The organism is Mumia quercus, assembly GCF_025506335.1.
Taxonomy (GTDB): domain Bacteria; phylum Actinomycetota; class Actinomycetes; order Propionibacteriales; family Nocardioidaceae; genus Mumia; species Mumia quercus.
The window spans coordinates 206,886-225,036 of record NZ_JANZYO010000003.1; the positions used below are offsets into that span (position 1 = coordinate 206,886).

9 protein-coding genes are annotated in these 18,151 nt (G+C 73.0%); 4 read left to right on the forward strand and 5 right to left on the reverse strand.

Features of this window, described 5'->3' with window-relative positions; translation table 11 throughout:
• Window positions 1–10 precede the first annotated feature (10 nt).
• Together NYZ95_RS07545 and NYZ95_RS07550 are read left to right on the forward strand one after the other, a co-directional pair.
• Window positions 11–916: an AurF N-oxygenase family protein gene (locus NYZ95_RS07545; protein ID WP_262850305.1), complete on the forward strand. Its 906-nt coding sequence runs from the start codon at window positions 11–13 to the stop codon at window positions 914–916.
• A gap of 12 nt (window positions 917–928) precedes the next feature.
• Window positions 929–2,590: an FAD-dependent oxidoreductase gene (locus NYZ95_RS07550; RefSeq protein ID WP_262850307.1), complete on the forward strand. Its 1,662-nt coding sequence runs from the start codon at window positions 929–931 to the stop codon at window positions 2,588–2,590.
• Between the two features lie 15 nt (window positions 2,591–2,605).
• On the opposite strand, the gene NYZ95_RS07555 is transcribed toward NYZ95_RS07550, so the two are convergent.
• From NYZ95_RS07555 to NYZ95_RS07565, 3 genes are all read right to left on the reverse strand, one after another.
• Window positions 2,606–4,177 (reverse strand): AMP-binding protein, encoded by a 1,572-nt coding sequence (locus tag NYZ95_RS07555; protein ID WP_262850309.1) that lies wholly within the window; start codon window positions 4,175–4,177, stop codon window positions 2,606–2,608.
• A gap of 101 nt (window positions 4,178–4,278) precedes the next feature.
• A complete protein-coding gene (locus NYZ95_RS07560) occupies window positions 4,279–4,488 on the reverse strand; it encodes a biotin/lipoyl-binding carrier protein (RefSeq protein ID WP_262850311.1) in 210 nt (69 codons plus the stop codon).
• Window positions 4,475–5,980 (reverse strand): acyl-CoA carboxylase subunit beta, encoded by a 1,506-nt coding sequence (locus NYZ95_RS07565; RefSeq protein ID WP_262850313.1) that lies wholly within the window; start codon window positions 5,978–5,980, stop codon window positions 4,475–4,477. Before NYZ95_RS07565 ends, NYZ95_RS07560 begins: the two co-directional genes overlap by 14 nt.
• A 238-nt stretch (window positions 5,981–6,218) precedes the next feature.
• Here NYZ95_RS07565 and NYZ95_RS07570 point away from each other — a divergent pair, with 238 nt between their 5' ends.
• Both NYZ95_RS07570 and NYZ95_RS07575 read left to right on the forward strand, forming a co-directional pair.
• Entirely contained in the window at window positions 6,219–7,700 is a 1,482-nt protein-coding gene (locus NYZ95_RS07570) for a S8 family serine peptidase (protein WP_262850314.1), read from the forward strand.
• Window positions 7,701–7,826: 126 nt separating this feature from the next.
• Window positions 7,827–8,453: a TetR/AcrR family transcriptional regulator gene (locus NYZ95_RS07575; protein WP_262850315.1), complete on the forward strand. Its 627-nt coding sequence runs from the start codon at window positions 7,827–7,829 to the stop codon at window positions 8,451–8,453.
• 91 nt (window positions 8,454–8,544) lie between these two features.
• Here the strand turns inward: NYZ95_RS07575 and acpS are convergent, their stop codons facing one another.
• Both acpS and NYZ95_RS07585 read right to left on the reverse strand, forming a co-directional pair.
• Window positions 8,545–8,937, reverse strand: a complete 393-nt coding sequence (gene acpS, locus NYZ95_RS07580; RefSeq protein ID WP_262850316.1) for a holo-ACP synthase AcpS — start codon at window positions 8,935–8,937, stop codon at window positions 8,545–8,547.
• Window positions 8,934–18,026, reverse strand: a complete 9,093-nt coding sequence (locus NYZ95_RS07585) for a type I polyketide synthase (RefSeq protein WP_262850317.1) — start codon at window positions 18,024–18,026, stop codon at window positions 8,934–8,936. The genes acpS and NYZ95_RS07585 overlap by 4 nt, the downstream gene beginning before the upstream one ends.
• Window positions 18,027–18,151 lie beyond the last annotated feature (125 nt).

The window sequence follows — 18,151 nt, forward strand, 5'->3', positions numbered from 1 at the left end:
GGAGGGCTCCATGACCGCTGCGACTCTGTTCCGCGAGCAGGCCACCATCGACGACGTCACGGCACGGCTGCTGGAGTCCTCGGCGGCGCTGTCGTACGACCCGCAGACCGAGGTGGCGTGGGACGAGCCGATCCCCGACGACCACTACGGGCTCAACCCCGAGTGGAGCACGCTCTTCGGTACGCGCCTGTGGGACGAGATGAGCGAGGAGCAGCGCGTCCTGCTCACCCGTCACGAGGTCGGCTCGATCATGCAGACCGGCATCTGGTTCGAGATGATGCTGCAGCAGCTGATCCTCCGTGACCAGTACGCGAAGAACCCGGCCAACCCCGAGTTCCGGTTCGCTCTGACCGAGATCGCGGACGAGTGCCGCCACTCGCTGATGTTCGCCCGGACCTGCGACGTCCTCGGCATCCCGCAGTACCTTCCCCCGCGCGCGACCGTCGAGCTCGCCCGCTTCCTCAAGTCGACCGCGCGCGCCGAGCAGGCGTACGGGCCGATCCTCATCGCCGAGGAGATCCTCGACGTCATGCAGCGCGACTGGATGCGCGGCGAGAACGTCGTCCACATCGTGCGCACGACGAGCAAGATCCATGTCGTGGAGGAGGCGCGGCACATGAAGTTCGCCCGCGCCGAGATCAAGGCGGGGCTCGAGAACGCCGGACGGTTCCGGAGGGAGATGTCGGCCCGCCTGTTCGCGGGCGCGGCCTGGTTCATCGCCCGCGCGATGGTCAGCCCTGAGGTGTACGTCAACGTGGGTCTCGACAAGGAGCGCGCCCTCGACGAGGCGAGGAACAACCCGCACCGCAAGGCGATGATGCGGCTGTCGTGCGTTCACCTCATGGACTTCCTCGCCGACTGCGGTCTGCTCACGCGTCGCGTGATGCCGATCTACCAGTCCGTCCACATGATCTGAGGCGCGACCTCCATGGCCTACGCCGTCACGCAGGGCTGCTGCAACGACGCCACCTGCGTCGCGGTCTGCCCCGTCAACTGCATCCACCCCACGCCCGAGGAGCGCGCTGCCGGAGGTGTCGGCGACAGCGCGTCCGAGATGGTGTTCATCGACCCGTCCGGCTGCATCGACTGCGGTGCCTGCGCCGACGCGTGCCCCACCGGCGCGATCGTCCCCGTCGACCTGCTGCGCGGGCCCGACGTCGTCTTCGCCGACCTCAACCGCGCGTACTTCGAGGCGCACCCCGAGTCGGCGACGTGGGACGCACTGACGTTCCCGACGACCGTCCCGCAGGCGTTCGGGGAGCTGCGGGTGGCCGTCGTCGGCACCGGTCCCTCGGCCGCGTACGCCGCGCGGGCGCTGCTCACCAGCTCGCCCGCGCACGTGACGATGATCGACCGCCTCCCGGTCGCCGGCGGGCTGCTGAGGTCCGGCGTCGCCCCGGACCACCCCGGCACCAAGCGCATCGAGGACACGTTCGCCTGGACGTACGACCACCTGCGGGTCGACGTCGCGCTCAACGTCGAGGTCGGTGCCGACGTCACGCACGAGGACCTCCTCGCGCACCACCACGCCGTCGTCTACGCCGTCGGAGCCGCGCAGGACAAGCGTCTCGGCATCCCCGGCGAGGAGCTCGACGGCAGCCTCTCTGCCGCCGAGGTCGTCGCCTGGTACAACGCCCAGCCCGACCGTGAGCACCGCGTCGTCGACCTGTCGTCGGAGCGCGTGGTCGTGCTCGGCAACGGCAACGTCGCGCTCGACGTCGCCCGGGTGCTGCTCGGCGACCCCGACGACCTCGCGCGCACCGACGTCGCCGACCACGCCCTCGCCGTCCTGCGCCGCAGCGCGGTGCGCGAGGTCGTCGTGGTCGGTCGCCGCGGTCCCGACGACGCCGCGTACTCGCGTGCCGAGCTCGTCGGCATGCGGACGCTGCCCGGGGTGGACCTCGTCGTCGAGGACCACCCTCGTACGGCGGCGGTCGTCGACGGCGCGCCCGTCGGGTCGAAGGCCGCCCTGCTGCGCGACATCCCTCGCGTCGCGCTCGACACCGCTGCTGCGCCCGCGCCCGGCAAACGCGTCGTGCTCGCGTTCTGGAGCACACCGGTCGCGTACGAGGGGGAGACGACGGTGACAGGGGTGCGGCTGCGCGACGGGGACGCCGAGCGCGTCCTGAGCACCGAGCTTGCGGTCCGCGCGATCGGCTACCGTGCGACGCCCGTACCCGGCCTCCCCTTCGACGAGGCGACGGCCACCGTGCCGAACGACCGGGGGCGCGTGCTCGGTCCGGACGGCGCGCCGGTCCCGGGGACGTACGTCGTGGGCTGGGTCAAGCGAGGCTCGCGCGGGGGCATCGGGGCCAACCGTGCCTGCGCCCAGGAGACCGTTGCGGCACTGGTCGAGGACGCGTCGGCCGACCGGCTGCCCGTCCCGCGACGCTCCGCACGCGACTTCGCCGCGCTCCTGAAGCGCCGTCGTCCCGACACCGTCGGGTTGCGGGGCATGCGCGCGATCGACCGCGCGGAGCGGCTGGCCGGCGCGGCGCAGGGGCGGCCCCGCCGCAAGCTCGCCACCGTGCCCGAGCTGCTGGAGGCCGCCACCGCCGCTCGTCGTCGACGGCGCCGTCGCGTCAGTTGAGACGGCGCCGTCGCGTCAGTTGACCTGACGCTCGCGGCCCTCCCAGTACGGCGCGCGCAGCTTGAACTTCTGCAGCTTGCCCGTGGCGGTGCGCGCGAGCTCGTCGCGGAACTCGATGCGCTTGGGGCACTTGTAGCCGGCGAGGTGCTGGCGGGTGTGCGCGATGAGGTCGTCCTCGCTGACCTCGCCGCCGTCGGGGTCCACGACGACCAGTGCGGTCACGAGCTCGCCCCACTTGTCGTCCGGGATGCCGATGACGGCGACCTCGCGTACGGCCGGGTGGAGCATGAGCGCGTCCTCGACCTCGATCGACGTGACGTTCTCGCCGCCGGAGATGATGACGTCCTTCTTGCGGTCGGCGATCGTGAGGTAGCCGTCCTCGAGGGTGCCGCCGTCACCGGTGTGGAACCAGCCGCCGTCGAGCGCGGTCGCGGTCGCCTCGGGGTTGTCCCAGTAGGCGTCGAGGTTGTGGTTGGACTGCGCCAGGACCTCGCCCGTGTCGTCGACCATGAGCCGGACCCCGACCGCAGGCGCACCTGCCCGGCCGAGGAGGCGCGCCTGCTCGAGAGGCTCGAAGTCCTCCCACTCCTCGCGCATCCGGCTCATCGTCAGCAGCGGGGACGTCTCGGTGAGGCCGTAGATCTGGATGAACTCCCACCCGAGCTCGCCGCGCACCCGTTCGATCGTGCGCGTCGGGGGTGGCGCGCCGGCGACGATGATGCGTACCCGGTCGCGGCCGGGGATCTCGCCGTCCCAGGTCTTCGCCGCGTCGAGCACCGCCTGGACGACGGCCGGCGCCGCGCACATGAACGTCACGCCGTGGCGCTCGACCCGGCGGAGGATCTCGGCGCCGTCGATCTTGCGGATCACGACGTGCCGGCCGCCCATCCCGGTCACCGCGTACGGCATGCCCCAGCCGTTCGCGTGGAACATCGGCAGCGTGTGGAGGTAGACGTCGCGGTCGTTCACCGACGCCTGCCAGCCGAAGATGCTCGCGTTGGTCCACAGGTTGCGGTGGGTCAGCTGCACGCCCTTGGGCCGCGCGGTCGTCCCGGACGTGTAGTTGATCGTCGCCGTGGCGTTCTCGTCCGGCTCCTCCCACGGCTGCGGGTCGCCGTGCGTGGACCACATCGGCTCGTCGCTCTCGCCGATGACCAGGACGTGCTTCGCGCTGACGGCGTCGAGCAGGCCGCGGACCTCGGGGTCGACGATCAGCACCTCCGCGCCGCTGTGGGCGACGATGTACTCCACCTCGGCAGCCGCCAGGCGGAAGTTGATCGGCACCAGGACCCGGCCCCACCCCGAGACCCCGAAGAACGACGTCAGCAGGCGGGCGGAGTTCTGCGAGACGATCGCGACGCGGCCTCCGCGCGGCACGCCCAGGTCGTCGAGGTAGGCCGCCTGGGAACGGGCGCGCCGCCCGAGCTCGGCGTACGTGATCTCGCCCCACGACGGCGCCGGCTGGTCCGGCTCGTCGACGACCGCCACCCGGTCGGGATAGACGGTCACGGCGCGGTCGAGGAAGTCGCGGACGGTCAGCGGGAAGAACATCGTGCACCTCGTACGGTCGGCGGCGGGCGCGGTCACGCGAGTGACCCTGATCACGTCCTATCACGCGACCCGGCGTACGGGGAGCCGTCGAGCGGCGAGCGGTGGACGCCGTGCGCCGGACGGTCGCCCGCCCTCCGTCAGCCGATCTCGGCGATGACGTCGCCCTCCTGGACGATCTCGCCCTCGCGCACGCGCAGGCGTACGGTCCCCGGCGCCCCGGCGACGACCGGGATCTCCATCTTCATCGTCTCGAGGACGGCGACGAGGTCACCGGCGTCGACCCGGTCGCCCTCCTTGGCGACGAGGCGCCACACGTTGCCCACGATCTCGGCCCTAGCGGCGTGCATCGGCACCGCCCTCGTAGCCGAGGGTCGCCATCGCGTCGACGAGCCGGTCGCGCGTCTCCTCGGGCAGGATCACGTCGTCGAGGATCCCGGCCTCGGCTGCGACGTACGGGCGGGCGACGTTCTCGCGGTACTCGGCGGCGAGCTCGTCGCGGACGGCCTCGGGGTCGGCGGCGTCCCGCAGCGTGCGACGGTGCAGCAGCGCGACGGCCCCTCCGGGCCCCATCACAGCGATCTCCGCGCCGGACCAGGCCCAGGAGTAGTCCGCGCCCAGCGAGCGCGAGCCCATCGCGATGTACGCGCCGCCGTACGCCTTGCGGACGACGACCGTGAGCAGCGGGGACTCCGCCTCGACGTACGCCTTGAGGAGCTTGGCGCCGTGCGTGATGACGCCGCGGGACTCCTCGACGGTGCCCGGGAGGAACCCGGGGACGTCGACGAACGTCACGACGGGCAGGCCGAAGCGGCCGCAGAACTCGATGAAGCGGGCGGCCTTGACCGACGACTTCGCGTCGAGCACGCCACCGCGCGAGGCGGGCTGGTTCGCGAGGACGCCGACGGGGCGGCCGTCGAGGTGCCCGAACAGCGTGAGGACGCTGGGCGCGTGCGCCGGCATCAGCTCCAGTCGCGGGCCGGCGTCGAGGACGCCGTCGACGACCTCGCGCATGTCGAAGACCACGCTCGCCTTGTCCGGGACCACGTACGGGAGCCGCTCGGCGGCCACCGGGTCCGGTGGGCGGGGCGCGACCAGCGGCATGGGGCCGCCGACGTGCGAGGGGAGGTAGGACAGCAGGAGGCGGGTCGCGTGGAAGGCCTCGCCCTCGTTCGTCACCTCGAGGTGCGCGACGCCGCTGGTCTCGGTGTGCATCTGCGCACCACCGATCTCCTCAGCACTCGCGTCCTCGCCGGTCGTCGCCTTCACGATGTCGGGTCCGGTGAGGAACATCTGGCCCTGTTCGCGGACCATGATCGTCCAGTCGGTGAGGGCGGGGGAGTACGCGGCTGCTCCCGCGCACGGGCCGAGGATCAGCGAGATCTGCGGCACCCGCTTCTGGGCCTTGACGTTCAGCGCGAACATCTCTCCGCAACCGTGCAGGGCGAGGATCCCGTCGTGGATCCGCGCGCCGCCGGAGTCGTTGATGTAGACGATCGGGTAGCCCTTGTCGATCGCGAAGCGCTGCGCCTTCTGGATCGTCTCGGCCATCACGGCGCCGATCGCGCCGGAGGCCACTGCCGCGTCGTGGCTCGCGACGACGACGCCACGGCCCTCCACACGACCCCACCCGATGACGACGCCCGCGCCCTTGCCGTCGCTGTCGACGCGCATCGGGGTCATCTCGACGAAGGACCCGGCGTCGACGAGCATCTCTGCCCGCTCGCGCGCCGTGAACTCACGACGCCCGCGAGGCTCGACGCGACGAAACCGCTCCTGGCGGCGGCGGGCCAGCCGGGCGCGGTGGTCGGAGGTTGCGGTCTCCGTGTTGATCGTGGTCAACTCGGTCTCCTAAAACATGAGGGAAGCCTCAGGACTGCTTACAAAGATGAGGGGTACCTCATGTTCTTGTCAACCCGTACGGCGGCGTGTCGTGGCTCTCAGCGCCTGATCGGCGCATGAGCCGCAACAGGTCTACGGTGGCGCTCACCAGTCACGGAAATCCCCCGAGACGGCACCCCGACCCACCGGTGCGGGCGTGCCCGATCGCGGGCCGACAAGCAGTGGAGGACACCACCTCATGGCCAGCTCGGCAACACCACGCCCCCTCTCCCGCCCAGGCGGCCGTTCTCGGCGCCCCTTCGCCGCGGCCGCTGCGCTCTGCGGCGTCGGCCTCGTCGCCGCCGCCCTCACCACCGGCCCCGCAGCCGCCGACGACGCCGCGAGCAGCGCCGACGGCGAGCTCATGAGCTACGTCGTCAACAGCAAGCCGAACCCCGGCCAGACCCGTCTGGCCGAGCGTGCGGTCCGCGACGCCGGCGGCACTGTCGTCCAGTCGTGGCCGCAGATCGGTGTCGTCGTCGCGCACGCGACCAGCGAGACCTTCCGCCGCGACGTCGTCGCCGAGGCCAAGGGCCACGCCGTCCAGTCGGTCGGCGCCACCCGTACCGCGGCCGTGAAGACCCCCGACGCCGTGGCGCCCAAGGCGCTCACCCGCAGCACCGAGACCCGCTCGGCGTTCGAGATCCGCCAGGGCGTGTCGGCGACCGAGGTGCTCGCCGCAGACCCGCTCGAGGCACAGCAGTGGGACATGACCCAGATCAAGGCCGACGTGGCCAGCGACGGCAGCCGCGACGTCACCGTCGGCGTCCTCGACAGCGGCATCGACGACACCCACCCCGACCTCGCGCCGAACCTCGACGCCGGCAACTCGGTCGGGTGCACCGCGTACGGGGTGCCGGACACCCGGCGCGCCGCCTGGATCCCGACGACCAGCGACCACGGCACGCACGTCGCCGGCACGATTGCTGCCGCCAAGAACGGCATCGGCATCGTCGGCGTCGCCCCGAACTCGCTCATGACCTCGATCAAGGTGGTCGACGACGACGGGTTCATCTACCCCGAGTACGCGGTCTGCGGCTTCGTCTGGGCAGCCGAGCACGGCGTCGACGTGACGAACAACAGCTACTACGTCGACCCGTGGATGTTCTGGTGCACCAACGACCCCGACCAGGCCGCCGCCAAGGAGGCCGTGCGTCGCGCCGTCGCGTACTCCGAGCGCAACGGAGTCGTCAGCGCTGCGGCCGCCGGCAACTCCAACTACGACCTCGCCAACAAGACGACCGACACGACGAGCCCCAACGACACCACGCCGGTCACGCGTCCGATCGACGAGGGTTGTGAGGACATCCCGGCCGAGCTGCCCGGAGTCGTGACGGTCGCGTCGACCGACCAGGCGGGGCTGAAGTCGTCCTTCTCCAACTACGGTGACGGCGTCATCGACGTGGCTGCCCCGGGCAGCCGGATCCTGTCGACGGTGCTGCGCGGCGGGTACGGGCTCAAGTCCGGCACCTCGATGGCTTCGCCGCACGTGGCGGGCGTGCTGGCGCTGCTGAAGGCGTCGCACCCCGACGCGTCGCCGAGCGAGCTGGTCGCGCTGGTCCGCGCGCAGGCCGACGACAAGCCGTGCCCGACCGACACCCGCTGCACCGGCACCGACGCCTACAACGGCTTCTTCGGTGACGGTCTCGTCGACGCGCTCGACGCCACAGGGGGACGCTGATCCTCTGCACGCGCGGCGTGGCCTCGTACGGGGTCGCGCCGCGCTTGCGTGGCGTGGGCAACTCGCGTTTGCACGCGCCGCCCCACTTCCCCCCAGCGGAACTTACGCATCGGTAGGGTTGGAGGCGTGAACGCGACCGTCGAGATCCTCGAGCCGAGGCGGAGGCCGACGCAGGAGCGGAGTCAGAAGAAGTTCGACCTGATCCTGCAGACCTCGCGCGACCTCCTTCTCGAGTCCGGGTTCGAGTCGTTCACGCTCGAGGAGGTCGCCAACCGGGCCGGCATCCCGATCGGCACGATCTACCAGTTCTTCCAGAACAAGTACGTCGTCGTCTGCGAGCTCGACCGGCAGGACGTCGTCGCCGTCCGGGCCGAGCTCGCCCGCCTCGCCGCCGAGCTGCCCACGCTGGACTGGCTGCGGTTGCTCGACCAGCTCGTCGACCACATCGCCGCCCTGTGGGTGACCGACCCGTCGCGCCGCGCCGTCTGGCATGCCGTGCAGTCGACGCCCGCGACCCGCGCGACCGCCGCCGTCACCGAGCGCGAGCTCGCTGCCGACGTCGCGCACGTGCTCGCGCCGCTCACCCCGAAGACACCGCGGGCCCGCCGCAAGATCATCGCCGAGGTCCTCGTCCACGTCGCGTACTCGATGCTCAACTTCTCGATCCGCGACGGCCAGGAGCACTCCGAGGCCGTCATCGAGCTGAAGCGGCTCCTCAGCTCGTACCTGCTCGCCGCCGAACAGTCCGGCTGACCCCCGCGAGTCACGCCGCGCCCGCTCGCGAGAGACCCCTCTCGCGACTGCGCGGGAAGTCTCTCGCGAGGGTGCGGGGAGTCTCTCGCGGTCAGGTGGTGAGGACGGCGTAGGCGATCGCGTAGTCGCCGTCGTGCGACAGCGACACCTGCAGCCGAGCCGCGTCCAGGTGCTCCCGTACGGGGGAGTGCAGGACGATCGCCGGGCGTCCCCAGGCGTCCTTCACGACCTCGATCGCCGCGAGCGCCTTCGACTCGTCGACCACCGGCGGCTGCCCGTAGAGGGACGCCGACCACGCCTTCACGACCGCCTCCTTCGCGGCCCACCGGGCGGCGAGGTGACGCGCGCGATCGGAGGAACCATCTGACGCGTCACCTCGCTCCCCGGGGGTGAACAGCTCGGCGAACCGGCTTCCCGGCTGCGCGAGCTGTTCGGCGAACGACGGGACGTGGACCAGGTCCACGCCCACCCCGAGCACGCTCACGGCGTGCCCGGCTCGCCGTCCCCGATACCCGGCACCGACGATCCCTGGCCGTACGGAGTGCTCCCAACACCCACCGCGTACGTCCCGTCCGTGCCGAGGCGTGCCTGCGGGTCGAGGAGGACAGCAGCCTCCCGCTCCCGCACACCGGAGTCGCCGAGGCGGCGCCCGGCGGGTCGCTGGTACGGCGCGGGGCCGCCGTACATCGCGCGCACGAGCCGCAGCCGGCCCGAGACCTCGCGCGCCCGCGCCGCCCGCTCGTACGTGTCGCGCTCCTCGTCCGACAGCGTCGCGAGGAACGCCGCCGGGTGCGCGATCGCCACCAGCGCGGCGACGTGTCCGAAGCCGAGGCTCGTCACGAGACCCGCGCGCAGCGGCGCCGGTGCGGTGAGCGCCTCACGCAGCCAGACCAGGTGCGGGTTCTCGTCGAGCACGTCGTCGACGCAGTCGAGGCTGCGGTTCGGCGGCAGCACCTGGCTCCCGAGGACCTGGCAGAGCCCGATCATCTGGAACGCGGCGGCGCCACCCTTCGAGTGCCCCGTGAGCGTCTTCTGCGAGATGACGAACAGCGGGTTGCCGTCCGAGCGGCCCAGCGAGGCGGCGATGCGCTCGTGGAGCTCGGACTCGTTGGGGTCGTTGGCCGCCGTCGACGTGTCGTGCTTCGAGACGACCGCGACGTCGTCCGCGCCGAGCCCGACCGCCGCGAGTCCGCGCGCCAGCGGAGACCTCGCACCGCCGCGCGCCGCCGCGAGGGCGCCGAGCCCGGGTGCCGGGATCGACGTGTGCACGCCGTCGGCGAACGAGCCCGCGTACGCGACCACGCCGAGGACCGGGAGGCCCATCCGCGCGGCGACGTCGCCACGGGCGAGCAGCAGCGTGCCGCCGCCCTGGCTCTCCACGAACCCGCCGCGGCGCCGGTCGTTGGCCCGGCTCACGAAGCGCGCGTCGATCCCCTTGGCGAGCATCGCCTCGGAGTCGGCCGTCGCGGACATGTCGGCGAACCCGACGATGCCTTCGGTCGACAGGTCGTCGAACCCGCCGGCGACGACGAAGTCGGCCTTGCCGAGCCGGATCTTGTCCACGCCCTCCTCGACGGACACCGCGCTCGTCGCGCAGGCCGCCACCGGGTGGATCATCGCGCCGTAGCCGCCGACGTACGACTGCATGACGTGCGCAGCGATGACGTTGGGCAGCGCCTCCTGGAGGATGTCGTTCTGCTTCGCCTCGCCGAGGAGCGTGTCCACGTAGAGCGAGCGCATCGACGTCATGCCGCCCATGCCGGTGCCCTGGGTGCTGGCGACCGCCGCCGGGTGCACCCAGCGCATGAGCTCGGCCGGGCTGAACCCGGACGAGAGGAACGCGTCGACGGTGCAGACCAGGTTCCACACGGCCACGCGGTCGAGCGACTCGAGCATCTCAGCCGGGACGCCCCACACCGCGGGGTCGAAGCCGGTCGGGATCTGGCCGCCGATCGTCCGGGTGAGGGCGAGGCGTCGCGGGACGCGGATCTCGGTGCCGGCCTTGCGGGTCACCGTCCACTCGCCGTCGGCTGCCGGTGCGATGACCGTACGGTCGGGGTCGGCGTCGTACATCGCGCGCGCCGCGGCCTCGTTGCTGACCGAGAACGTGAGGTCCTCGTCGAGGTACGCCCGGGCGAGCAGGGGCGTGGAGGCGTCGACCAGCGCGCCGTCGTCGCCGTAGCGTCGGATGCCGCACCGCTCGACCACGGTGTCGTGGTAGCGCGCGTGGATCTCCGACTCGGCCACAGCGTCGCCGGACTCCACGTCGTACCAGCCGCCGTTGTCGTCCCACGCGACCAGCCCGGTGGACCAGGCGAGCTCGAGGACGCCGGCCGCCGAGAGCTCCTCGGAGACCTCGTACTCGAAGCGCGTGCGCGCCGACCCGTACGGGCCGAGCTCACCGGCGCCGACGATGACGACGAGGTCCTCGGGGCGTGCCGAGAGGCTCGGCCACGACACCTCGGGTCGTACCGGCAGCTGCGCCGGAGACGGGGCGAGGGCGTCGATGAGCGACTCTGCCGGCTCGGGCGGCGTCTTCTCCCCGACGGCCGCCGACGCCTCGCGTGCGAGCGCGGCGAGGTCGAGGTCGGCCTCGCTCAGCCCGCCGGTGAGGTCAGCGGTCAACGGGGCCTTGCGGGCCTTGTCCCGTGCCTCGGGGGTGGCGTGCTCGAGGAGCGCGTCCGCCATCTCGTCCGTCGACCAGGTGCGGACACCGACCTTCTCCACGGCCTCGACGAGCGGGTCGTTGCCACCCATCAGCCCGGTCCCGCGGACCCAGCCGATGATCGCGTGGACGAGCGTGACGCGCTCGCTCCACGTGGACTCGCTCGACCACTTCGCGACGATCGCGTCGAGCGCGGCCTTCGCCTCGCCGTACGCGCCGTCGCCGCCGAACGTGCCTCGGTTCGGGGAGCCGGGCAGGACGACGTGCAGTGTCGACGCGAGGTCGTGGTCACGGCCGTGGGTGGCGAACGCCCCGACGAGACGCTCGACCGACCACAGCAGGATGCGCATGTCGACCTCGCTGCGGCTTCCCACCTCAGTCATGTCGCCGGAGACCGGGCCCGCGGCGAACGGCAGCACCAGCGTGGGCTCGTACGCGGGCTTGGTCACGGTCGTCACGCCCGCGGCGGTTGTCGTCTGCTCCTCGACGACCCACGACGCGAGCGCGTCGACGTCGGCGAAGGACGCCAGGTTGGCGGGGACGACCCACAGGCGGGCGCCGCCGCGGGCGTACCGGCGGTAGAGCGCCTTGAACGACCGCAGCTTGCGCTGGTCGAGGCGCGACGTGGTCGCCACGACGGTCGCACCTCCGGCCAGGAGCCGGCCCACGACGGCGGACGCGATGGACCCTGCGCTCGCCCCGGTGACGACGGCGACGTCGTCGGCCCACGGCCCGGGGGCGGTGTCGAGCGCGGCGTCGGCGATCGCGGCGAGCCGGTCGGCGAGGACCGGGTCGTCGGTACGGGCAGCCCACCAGCGGGCCTGCGCGGCGACGTCCTCGCCGGTGCCCGCGAACGCGCCGTTCGCGACCGGTACGTCTTCGCCCGCGGCGATGCGCGCGACGTCCTCGCGGGCGCTGGCCCAGCGGTCGTCGAGCAGCAGCGCGCGGCGGGCGTCGAAGGCGGGGGCCGTGAGCCGTGCCCACTCGGTGCCGAGCTCGGCCTCGACCTGCGCCAGGACGGCGGCGTCGGCCTCGCTCGTGGTCGGTGCCGCCTCGGCCGTGGCTTCCAGCCCGAGCTTGCCGAGCAGGTGACGCGCCGTCGAGGCGAGGACGCCGTCGGGTCCGGTGATGCCGGCGGTGATCTCGCCCAGCGCGGCGGCGTCGACCGTGACGTCGCCGCCACCCCCGGTGCTCGGCATCGCGACCGCGACGCCGTGACGTGCGCCGACCGCCTGGACCGCGGCGTCGACCGCCGCGTCGAAGCCCGCCGCGACGTCGAGGTCGCCGAACGCACCCCCTCGTACGCTGGCACCCTCGCGGGTCGCGAGCGCGAGCTCGGCGGTGACGTGGCTGGCCCAGCCGGGACCGAGCTGCCACGCGCCGGTGACACGGTCGGTGATCGCCGACTGCCGCTTGCCGGTCGGGCCGAGCACCTTGGTCAGGTGGTCGCCGAGCGCGGTGGCGAGCACCGGACCGAACGGCTTGTACGCCCGGGCGAGGCCCTTGACCTGGCCCGAGAGCGTCGGCAGGTCGGCGTCGGCCGCACCGTCGATGGCGCCCAGCGAGAGCTCCCCGCCGAGGTCGACCAGCAGCTGGTTGCGTCGCGAGGACGCGCCGTCGCACAGCGACTCGATCGAGTCGGCCGCACCGATCTGGTCGATCCGCATCTTGGTCCACCAGGCCAGCAGGACCTTGGTGGCGTCGGCGGCGTCGAACGTGAGGTCGGCCGGCCGCTCGGCGGAGGCCGGTGCCTGAGCCGGTGCTGCGGCGGGGGAGGGAACCGCCGCAGCACCAGCGCTCGGGGCGGGAGCCGCGGACGGCTCCTCGGGTGCGTCGTCTGCGGGTGCCTGCTCCGGATCGGTGTCGGTCGCGAACACCGCGGCCGCGTCGCGCTCGATGTTGAGCACCTCGATCGGACGGTCCGGCGAGGTCGGGAGCTTGAGCGTGGACGAGGCGAGGTTGGCGACCGTCGGCGCGTTGCCGACGCCCACCTCGACGAACCGCTCGACGCCGAGGTCGCCGAACATCAGGTCCTGCGTCTCGATCCAGCGCACCGGGCTCGCGAACTGCCAGGCGAGCAGCTCGACGAGCAGGCGTCGCGCCAGCCGGCCGGGCGTCGCGGCCCACGCGTCGTAGTCGTCGAGCACCTCGTCGAGGGGCTCGGACGGCACGGTCGCGGCGATCTCGGCGATGAACGCGCGGTCCAGCGTGAACGGGCGAGGGACGAGGTTCGGGACGTAGCGGCCGAGCAGGATCGACGGGTCGATCGTCTCCGGCAGCAGCTCCTCGAGGCGCTGACGGAAGTCCGGCACACCGCCGCGCAGCACGCGGGAGTGGAACGGCACGTCGATGCCCGGGACGAGGATGAACGCGGCCTTGCCCCCGAACTCGGCGCGGCGCTTCGCGATGTCGGCCTCGAGCGCCTCGAGGCCCTTCACGGTGCCGGCGATCGCGTACTGGGAGCCGCGCAGGTTGTAGTTCGCGATCTCCAGGAACTCGCCGGTCTCGTCGGAGATCCGCGCGACGTACGCGGTGACCTCGTCGTCGGCGAGGCCGATCTGGCTCGGGCGGATCGCCGCGAGGCGGTAGTCGCTGCGGCCGTCGGCGTCGCGCGGCACGAGGGTGTGCATGACCGAGCCGCGCTGGAACACGACCTCGATCACGGCCTCGAGGCTGATCACGCCCGACACGGCCGAGAGCGCGTTGTACTCGCCGACGGAGTGGCCGGCCAGCACCGCGTCCTCGACGAACGCGCCGGCCTCACGGAGCTCGGCGATCTGCGCCGACCCGAGGACGGCCATCGCGACCTGCGTGAACTGCGTGAGGAACAGGACGCCGTCGGGGTGCTTGTGCGTGACGCCGTTCGCGACGACGACGGTCGGGTTGTCACGGACGACGGTGAGGATGGAGAACCCGAGCACCTCACGCGTGTGCGCGTCGGCCCGGTCCCAGATCTCTCGGGCGGCCTTGCTGCGCTGGTAGCCCGCCATCCCCATGCCGGCGTGCTGGATGCCCTGGCCCGGGAACGCGTACGCGGTGCGCGGCGCGAAGGCCCGTGCCGTGGCGGCGAGGACGAGCTCGCCCTCGCTGCGGCCGGTGACCTCGAGGATCTCGGCCCCCTGGTCCAGCCCCGTACGGACGGCACGCAGCTCGACCTCGGCACCCGGGCGTACGGGGGCGAGGAAGCGCGTCGTCCAGCCGTCGATGCGACGCGGTGCGACGAGGTGCTGCGCGGCCGCCGACAGCCACATGCCGTGGACGATCGGCTCGCCGAGCCCGGCCAGGCGGGCGGCGGCGGTGCTGGTGTGGATCGGGTTGTGGTCGCCGGTGACGGCGGCGAACGCCCGCAGGTCGCTCGGGGCGACGACGGTCTTCTCGGCGCGCGTGCGGCGTGGGGTGTCGGCCACGGGGCCGCGTGCCGCGCCTCCCGCGACGGCGGGATCGGTGAGGTCGACGTCCCCGGTCCGCCCGCGGATCGCGAAGCGCTCGCGCAGCGTGGCGACGGGTGCCCCCGCCTCGGTGGTCAGCTCCACGTCGATCGTCACGACGCGGCCGACACCGGTGTCGGTGACGTCGTGGCGGGGCGCCCCGCCGGCCCGCGCGGGCGGGGGCCCCGGCCGCGCGCCGGCGCGCGCGCGCGCGTGGTCGAGGTGGACGAGGTCGAGCATGCCCTCGACGAGCGGGACCGCGCCCTCGACGTGGGCGTGCGACAGCACGGCGAACACGGCCGGCCAGGCGAGACCGACCAGCGCGTCGGGCGCCGGACGGGCGCCCGGGACGAGCGGGCCGGTGCTCACCGCGGCGTGGTCGCAGCCGAGGTCGGCCGACCACTGCACGGTCGTACGGGCGACGTCGCCGTCGACCTCGGGCAGGGCATCACCGGCGGCGAGCCCGGCGAGGCTGCGCATGGCGGCGACGGCGTCGTCGGCGCTGACGAGCGGGGCTCCGCCGTCGGCGGCGTCGGCGACCTGCAGACGGAGCGTGAGCGTACGGCCGCCGCCGAGGCCGACCTCGAGCACCGCGTCGGTGCCCTCGGTACGCAGCACGGCGCCGGTCTCGGCGTGCTCGGCGCGCGACGGCTCGACGATCACCCAGTCGGTGCCGAGGCGGTGGACGGGGTTGCGCACCGTCCGGCCGGCCCACGACACGTCGGGGGCGGCGAGCACGAGCCCGAGCACGTCGTCGGCGGCGTCGACCCGGCGTCGGCCGGCGACGCGCGTCGTGAGCGCACCGGCGGTGAGCAGGTCGTCGACGGTCTCGTCCTCGAAGCGGCGCAGCAGCTCGGCGACCGGCTCGTCGACCTGCGTGATGCCGGCGACCGCCACCGGGCCGGGGATGATGCACACGGCCTCGGCGTCGTACCGGGGGTCGTGCGCCTGCCAGAGCGAGTCGGAGCGGTACCAGCGGCGGACGTCGCCGTCCAGCACCGGCACGAACGGCACCGGCTTGCCGGGGCGGCGGCACACGTCGACGAAGATCCGGACGTCGGCGGGGTGCAGGATCACGTCGCTCGCGTGCGGGTACGACGCCAGCAGCGTCGCGAGGGCGGCGTGCGGGTCCTCGACGCTGGTGCCGTCGGCGAACAGCGTCGGGATCTCGCCGCGGTCGGCGGTGTGCAGGCGGGCCTCGGCACGCTGGATCATCGCGTGGAAGCGGTCGCGCAGCGAGACGTCCAGCCACGCGTCGCTGTACGCGAGGTCGGCGAAGCGCGTCAGCCACGCGGCGTACGTCATGGCGTCGACGTCGCCGAAGTACGGCTTGGCCGTCGGCGCGATCGCGGCGATGATCTCCTCGCGCCGCTCCTGCACGGCCTCGGCGTCGCCGGCGACCTCGTCGAGGAGCCGGCCCGCACGCGACGCAGCGTTGTCGATCTCGTGGATGTCGGCGCCGAGCTGGCTGCGCCCCGACGCCATCCCGGCGGCGGCACGGCCTGCGCCGACCCAGTCCGGGGTGCCCGGCGTCTCGACGAGCATCTGCTTGACCTGCGGCGACGTGGTCGCCTCGCGCGTCGCCATCGCGGCGGTGCCGACCAGGATGCCGTCGAGCGGCATGGCCGGGTAGCCGTGGCGGCGCGCCCAGGCGCCGGACAGGTACGCCGACGCCGCGTCGGGCGTGCCGATGCCGCCACCGACGCAGACGACGACGTTGTCCTGCTCGCGCAGCTGCGCGTACGTGGTGAGGAGGAGGTCGTCGAGGTCCTCCCAGGAGTGGTGGCCGCCGGCCTTGCCGCCCTCGACGTGGACGACGACCGGGACCGGCGCGACCTCGCGGGCGATCGCGAGCACCTCGCGGATCTGCTTGACGGTGCCGGGCTTGAAGACGACGTACGAGATCCCGGCTTCGCGCAGCTCGTCGACGAGGGCGACGGCGTCCTCGAGCTCGGGGATGCCGGCGCTGACGACGACCGCGTCGACGGCTGAGCCGGCGGCACGGGCGCGCTGGACGAGGCGCTGCTGGCCGAGTTGCATCTTCCAGAGGTAGGGGTCGAGGTACAGCGCGTTGAACGCGTACGTCCGTCCCTCGTCGAGCAGGTCGTCGAGGCGTCCCACGTTCTCGGCGAAGATGCCCTCGGTGACCTGTCCGCCGCCGGCGAGCTCGGCCCAGAAGCCGGCGTTGGCCGCGGCGGCGACGATGGCGGGGTCGACGGTGGTCGGCGTCATGCCCGCGAGCAGGATCGGCGAGCGGCCGGTCAGGCGGGTGAAGCGGGTCTCGACGACCGTACGGCCGTCGGGGAGCGTGACGGGCTTCGGCGCGTACGCCGTCCACGCCTCGCGGCGGCGCGGCGCAGCCCCCGGCGTGGTCAGGGCGCGGTGGCCCTCGCGGGTCGTCGGTGCGACGAGGCCGACACCGCGGGCGGTCGCCTCGTACGACGCGAGGAGCGAGGCCAGGTTGCCGGGCCCGAGGTCGAGGATCCACTCCGGGCCGGAGTCGAGCGCGGACTCGAGCGTGGCCACCCAGTCCCCGGGTGCGATGACGGCGCGGACCGCAACGTCGCGCGCCCACTCCGGGTCGAGGCCGCAGCGCTCGGCCCACCCGGCGACCAGGTCGCCGGCGGGGCGCATCCCGTGGTGGTGGAAGGCGGCGCGGGGGTCGAGGGTCTCGAAGACGGGGGAGAACGGCGTCCCGCCCGTCACCTTGCGCTCGCGCAGCGCAGCCTGCGCGGCGGCCTCGGCCTCGAGGCGGCGCTGGACGGTGGCGAGGTCGGCGGCGGGGCCGGACAGGACGACGGTACGGCGGCCGTTGCGCAGCGCCACCGCGACGTCGACGCCGTCGATCGTGGCGAGCAACCGCTCGACCTCGGCCGGATCGACCCGTCGTACGGCGAGCATCGTGTCGCCGAGCAGACCCCCGCGCTGCCCGGCGAGCTGGATGCCCGCACCGACGAGCCGCGCGAGCGCGAGGACGTCGGCCGGGTCGCGTCCGGCCAGGACCTCCGCGGCGAGCACGCCCTGCGAGTGGCTCGCGACCGCGGTCGGCGGAGTCGTCGCGGGGTCGAGGCCCTGCAGCGCCAGCGCCTGGAGGCCGGCGAGCTGGGCGAGGAGGATGCCGGGGACGGAGACCGCGGGCTGCGCGAGCAGGTCGGCGTCCGGCGTCGCGGGCGCGTCCTCCGAGGCCGCCGACTCGGCGACGGCGAGGGAGTCGGCCCAGGCCAGCGGCGTGAACGCGTACGGGAGCCGGTCGAGATCGCCTCGTACGGGCTCGAGGCGGGACTCGGCGTCCGCGCAGAGGGCCTGCATCGAGGAGCCGAGGGCGAACGTGCGGAGCAGGTCGCTCAGCGGCTCGAGCCACGGGCTTCCCTGGCCGCCGAAGGCGACGGCGTACGGCGTGCCGTCGTTCAAAGCGTCGACCAGCCGCGAACGGTGGTCGACGTGCGTCGTCCGGGTGGTCGGGGTGTCGATGATCGTCACGTGGCCCTCGAACTTCCTCAGGTGGATGTGCGGAAGTCCTCATGATGACCCGAACATGAGGGAAACCTCAACATTTTCGTGAGGCAAACCTCATGTTTTCCCGGGGTATGTGAGGCATGCCACAC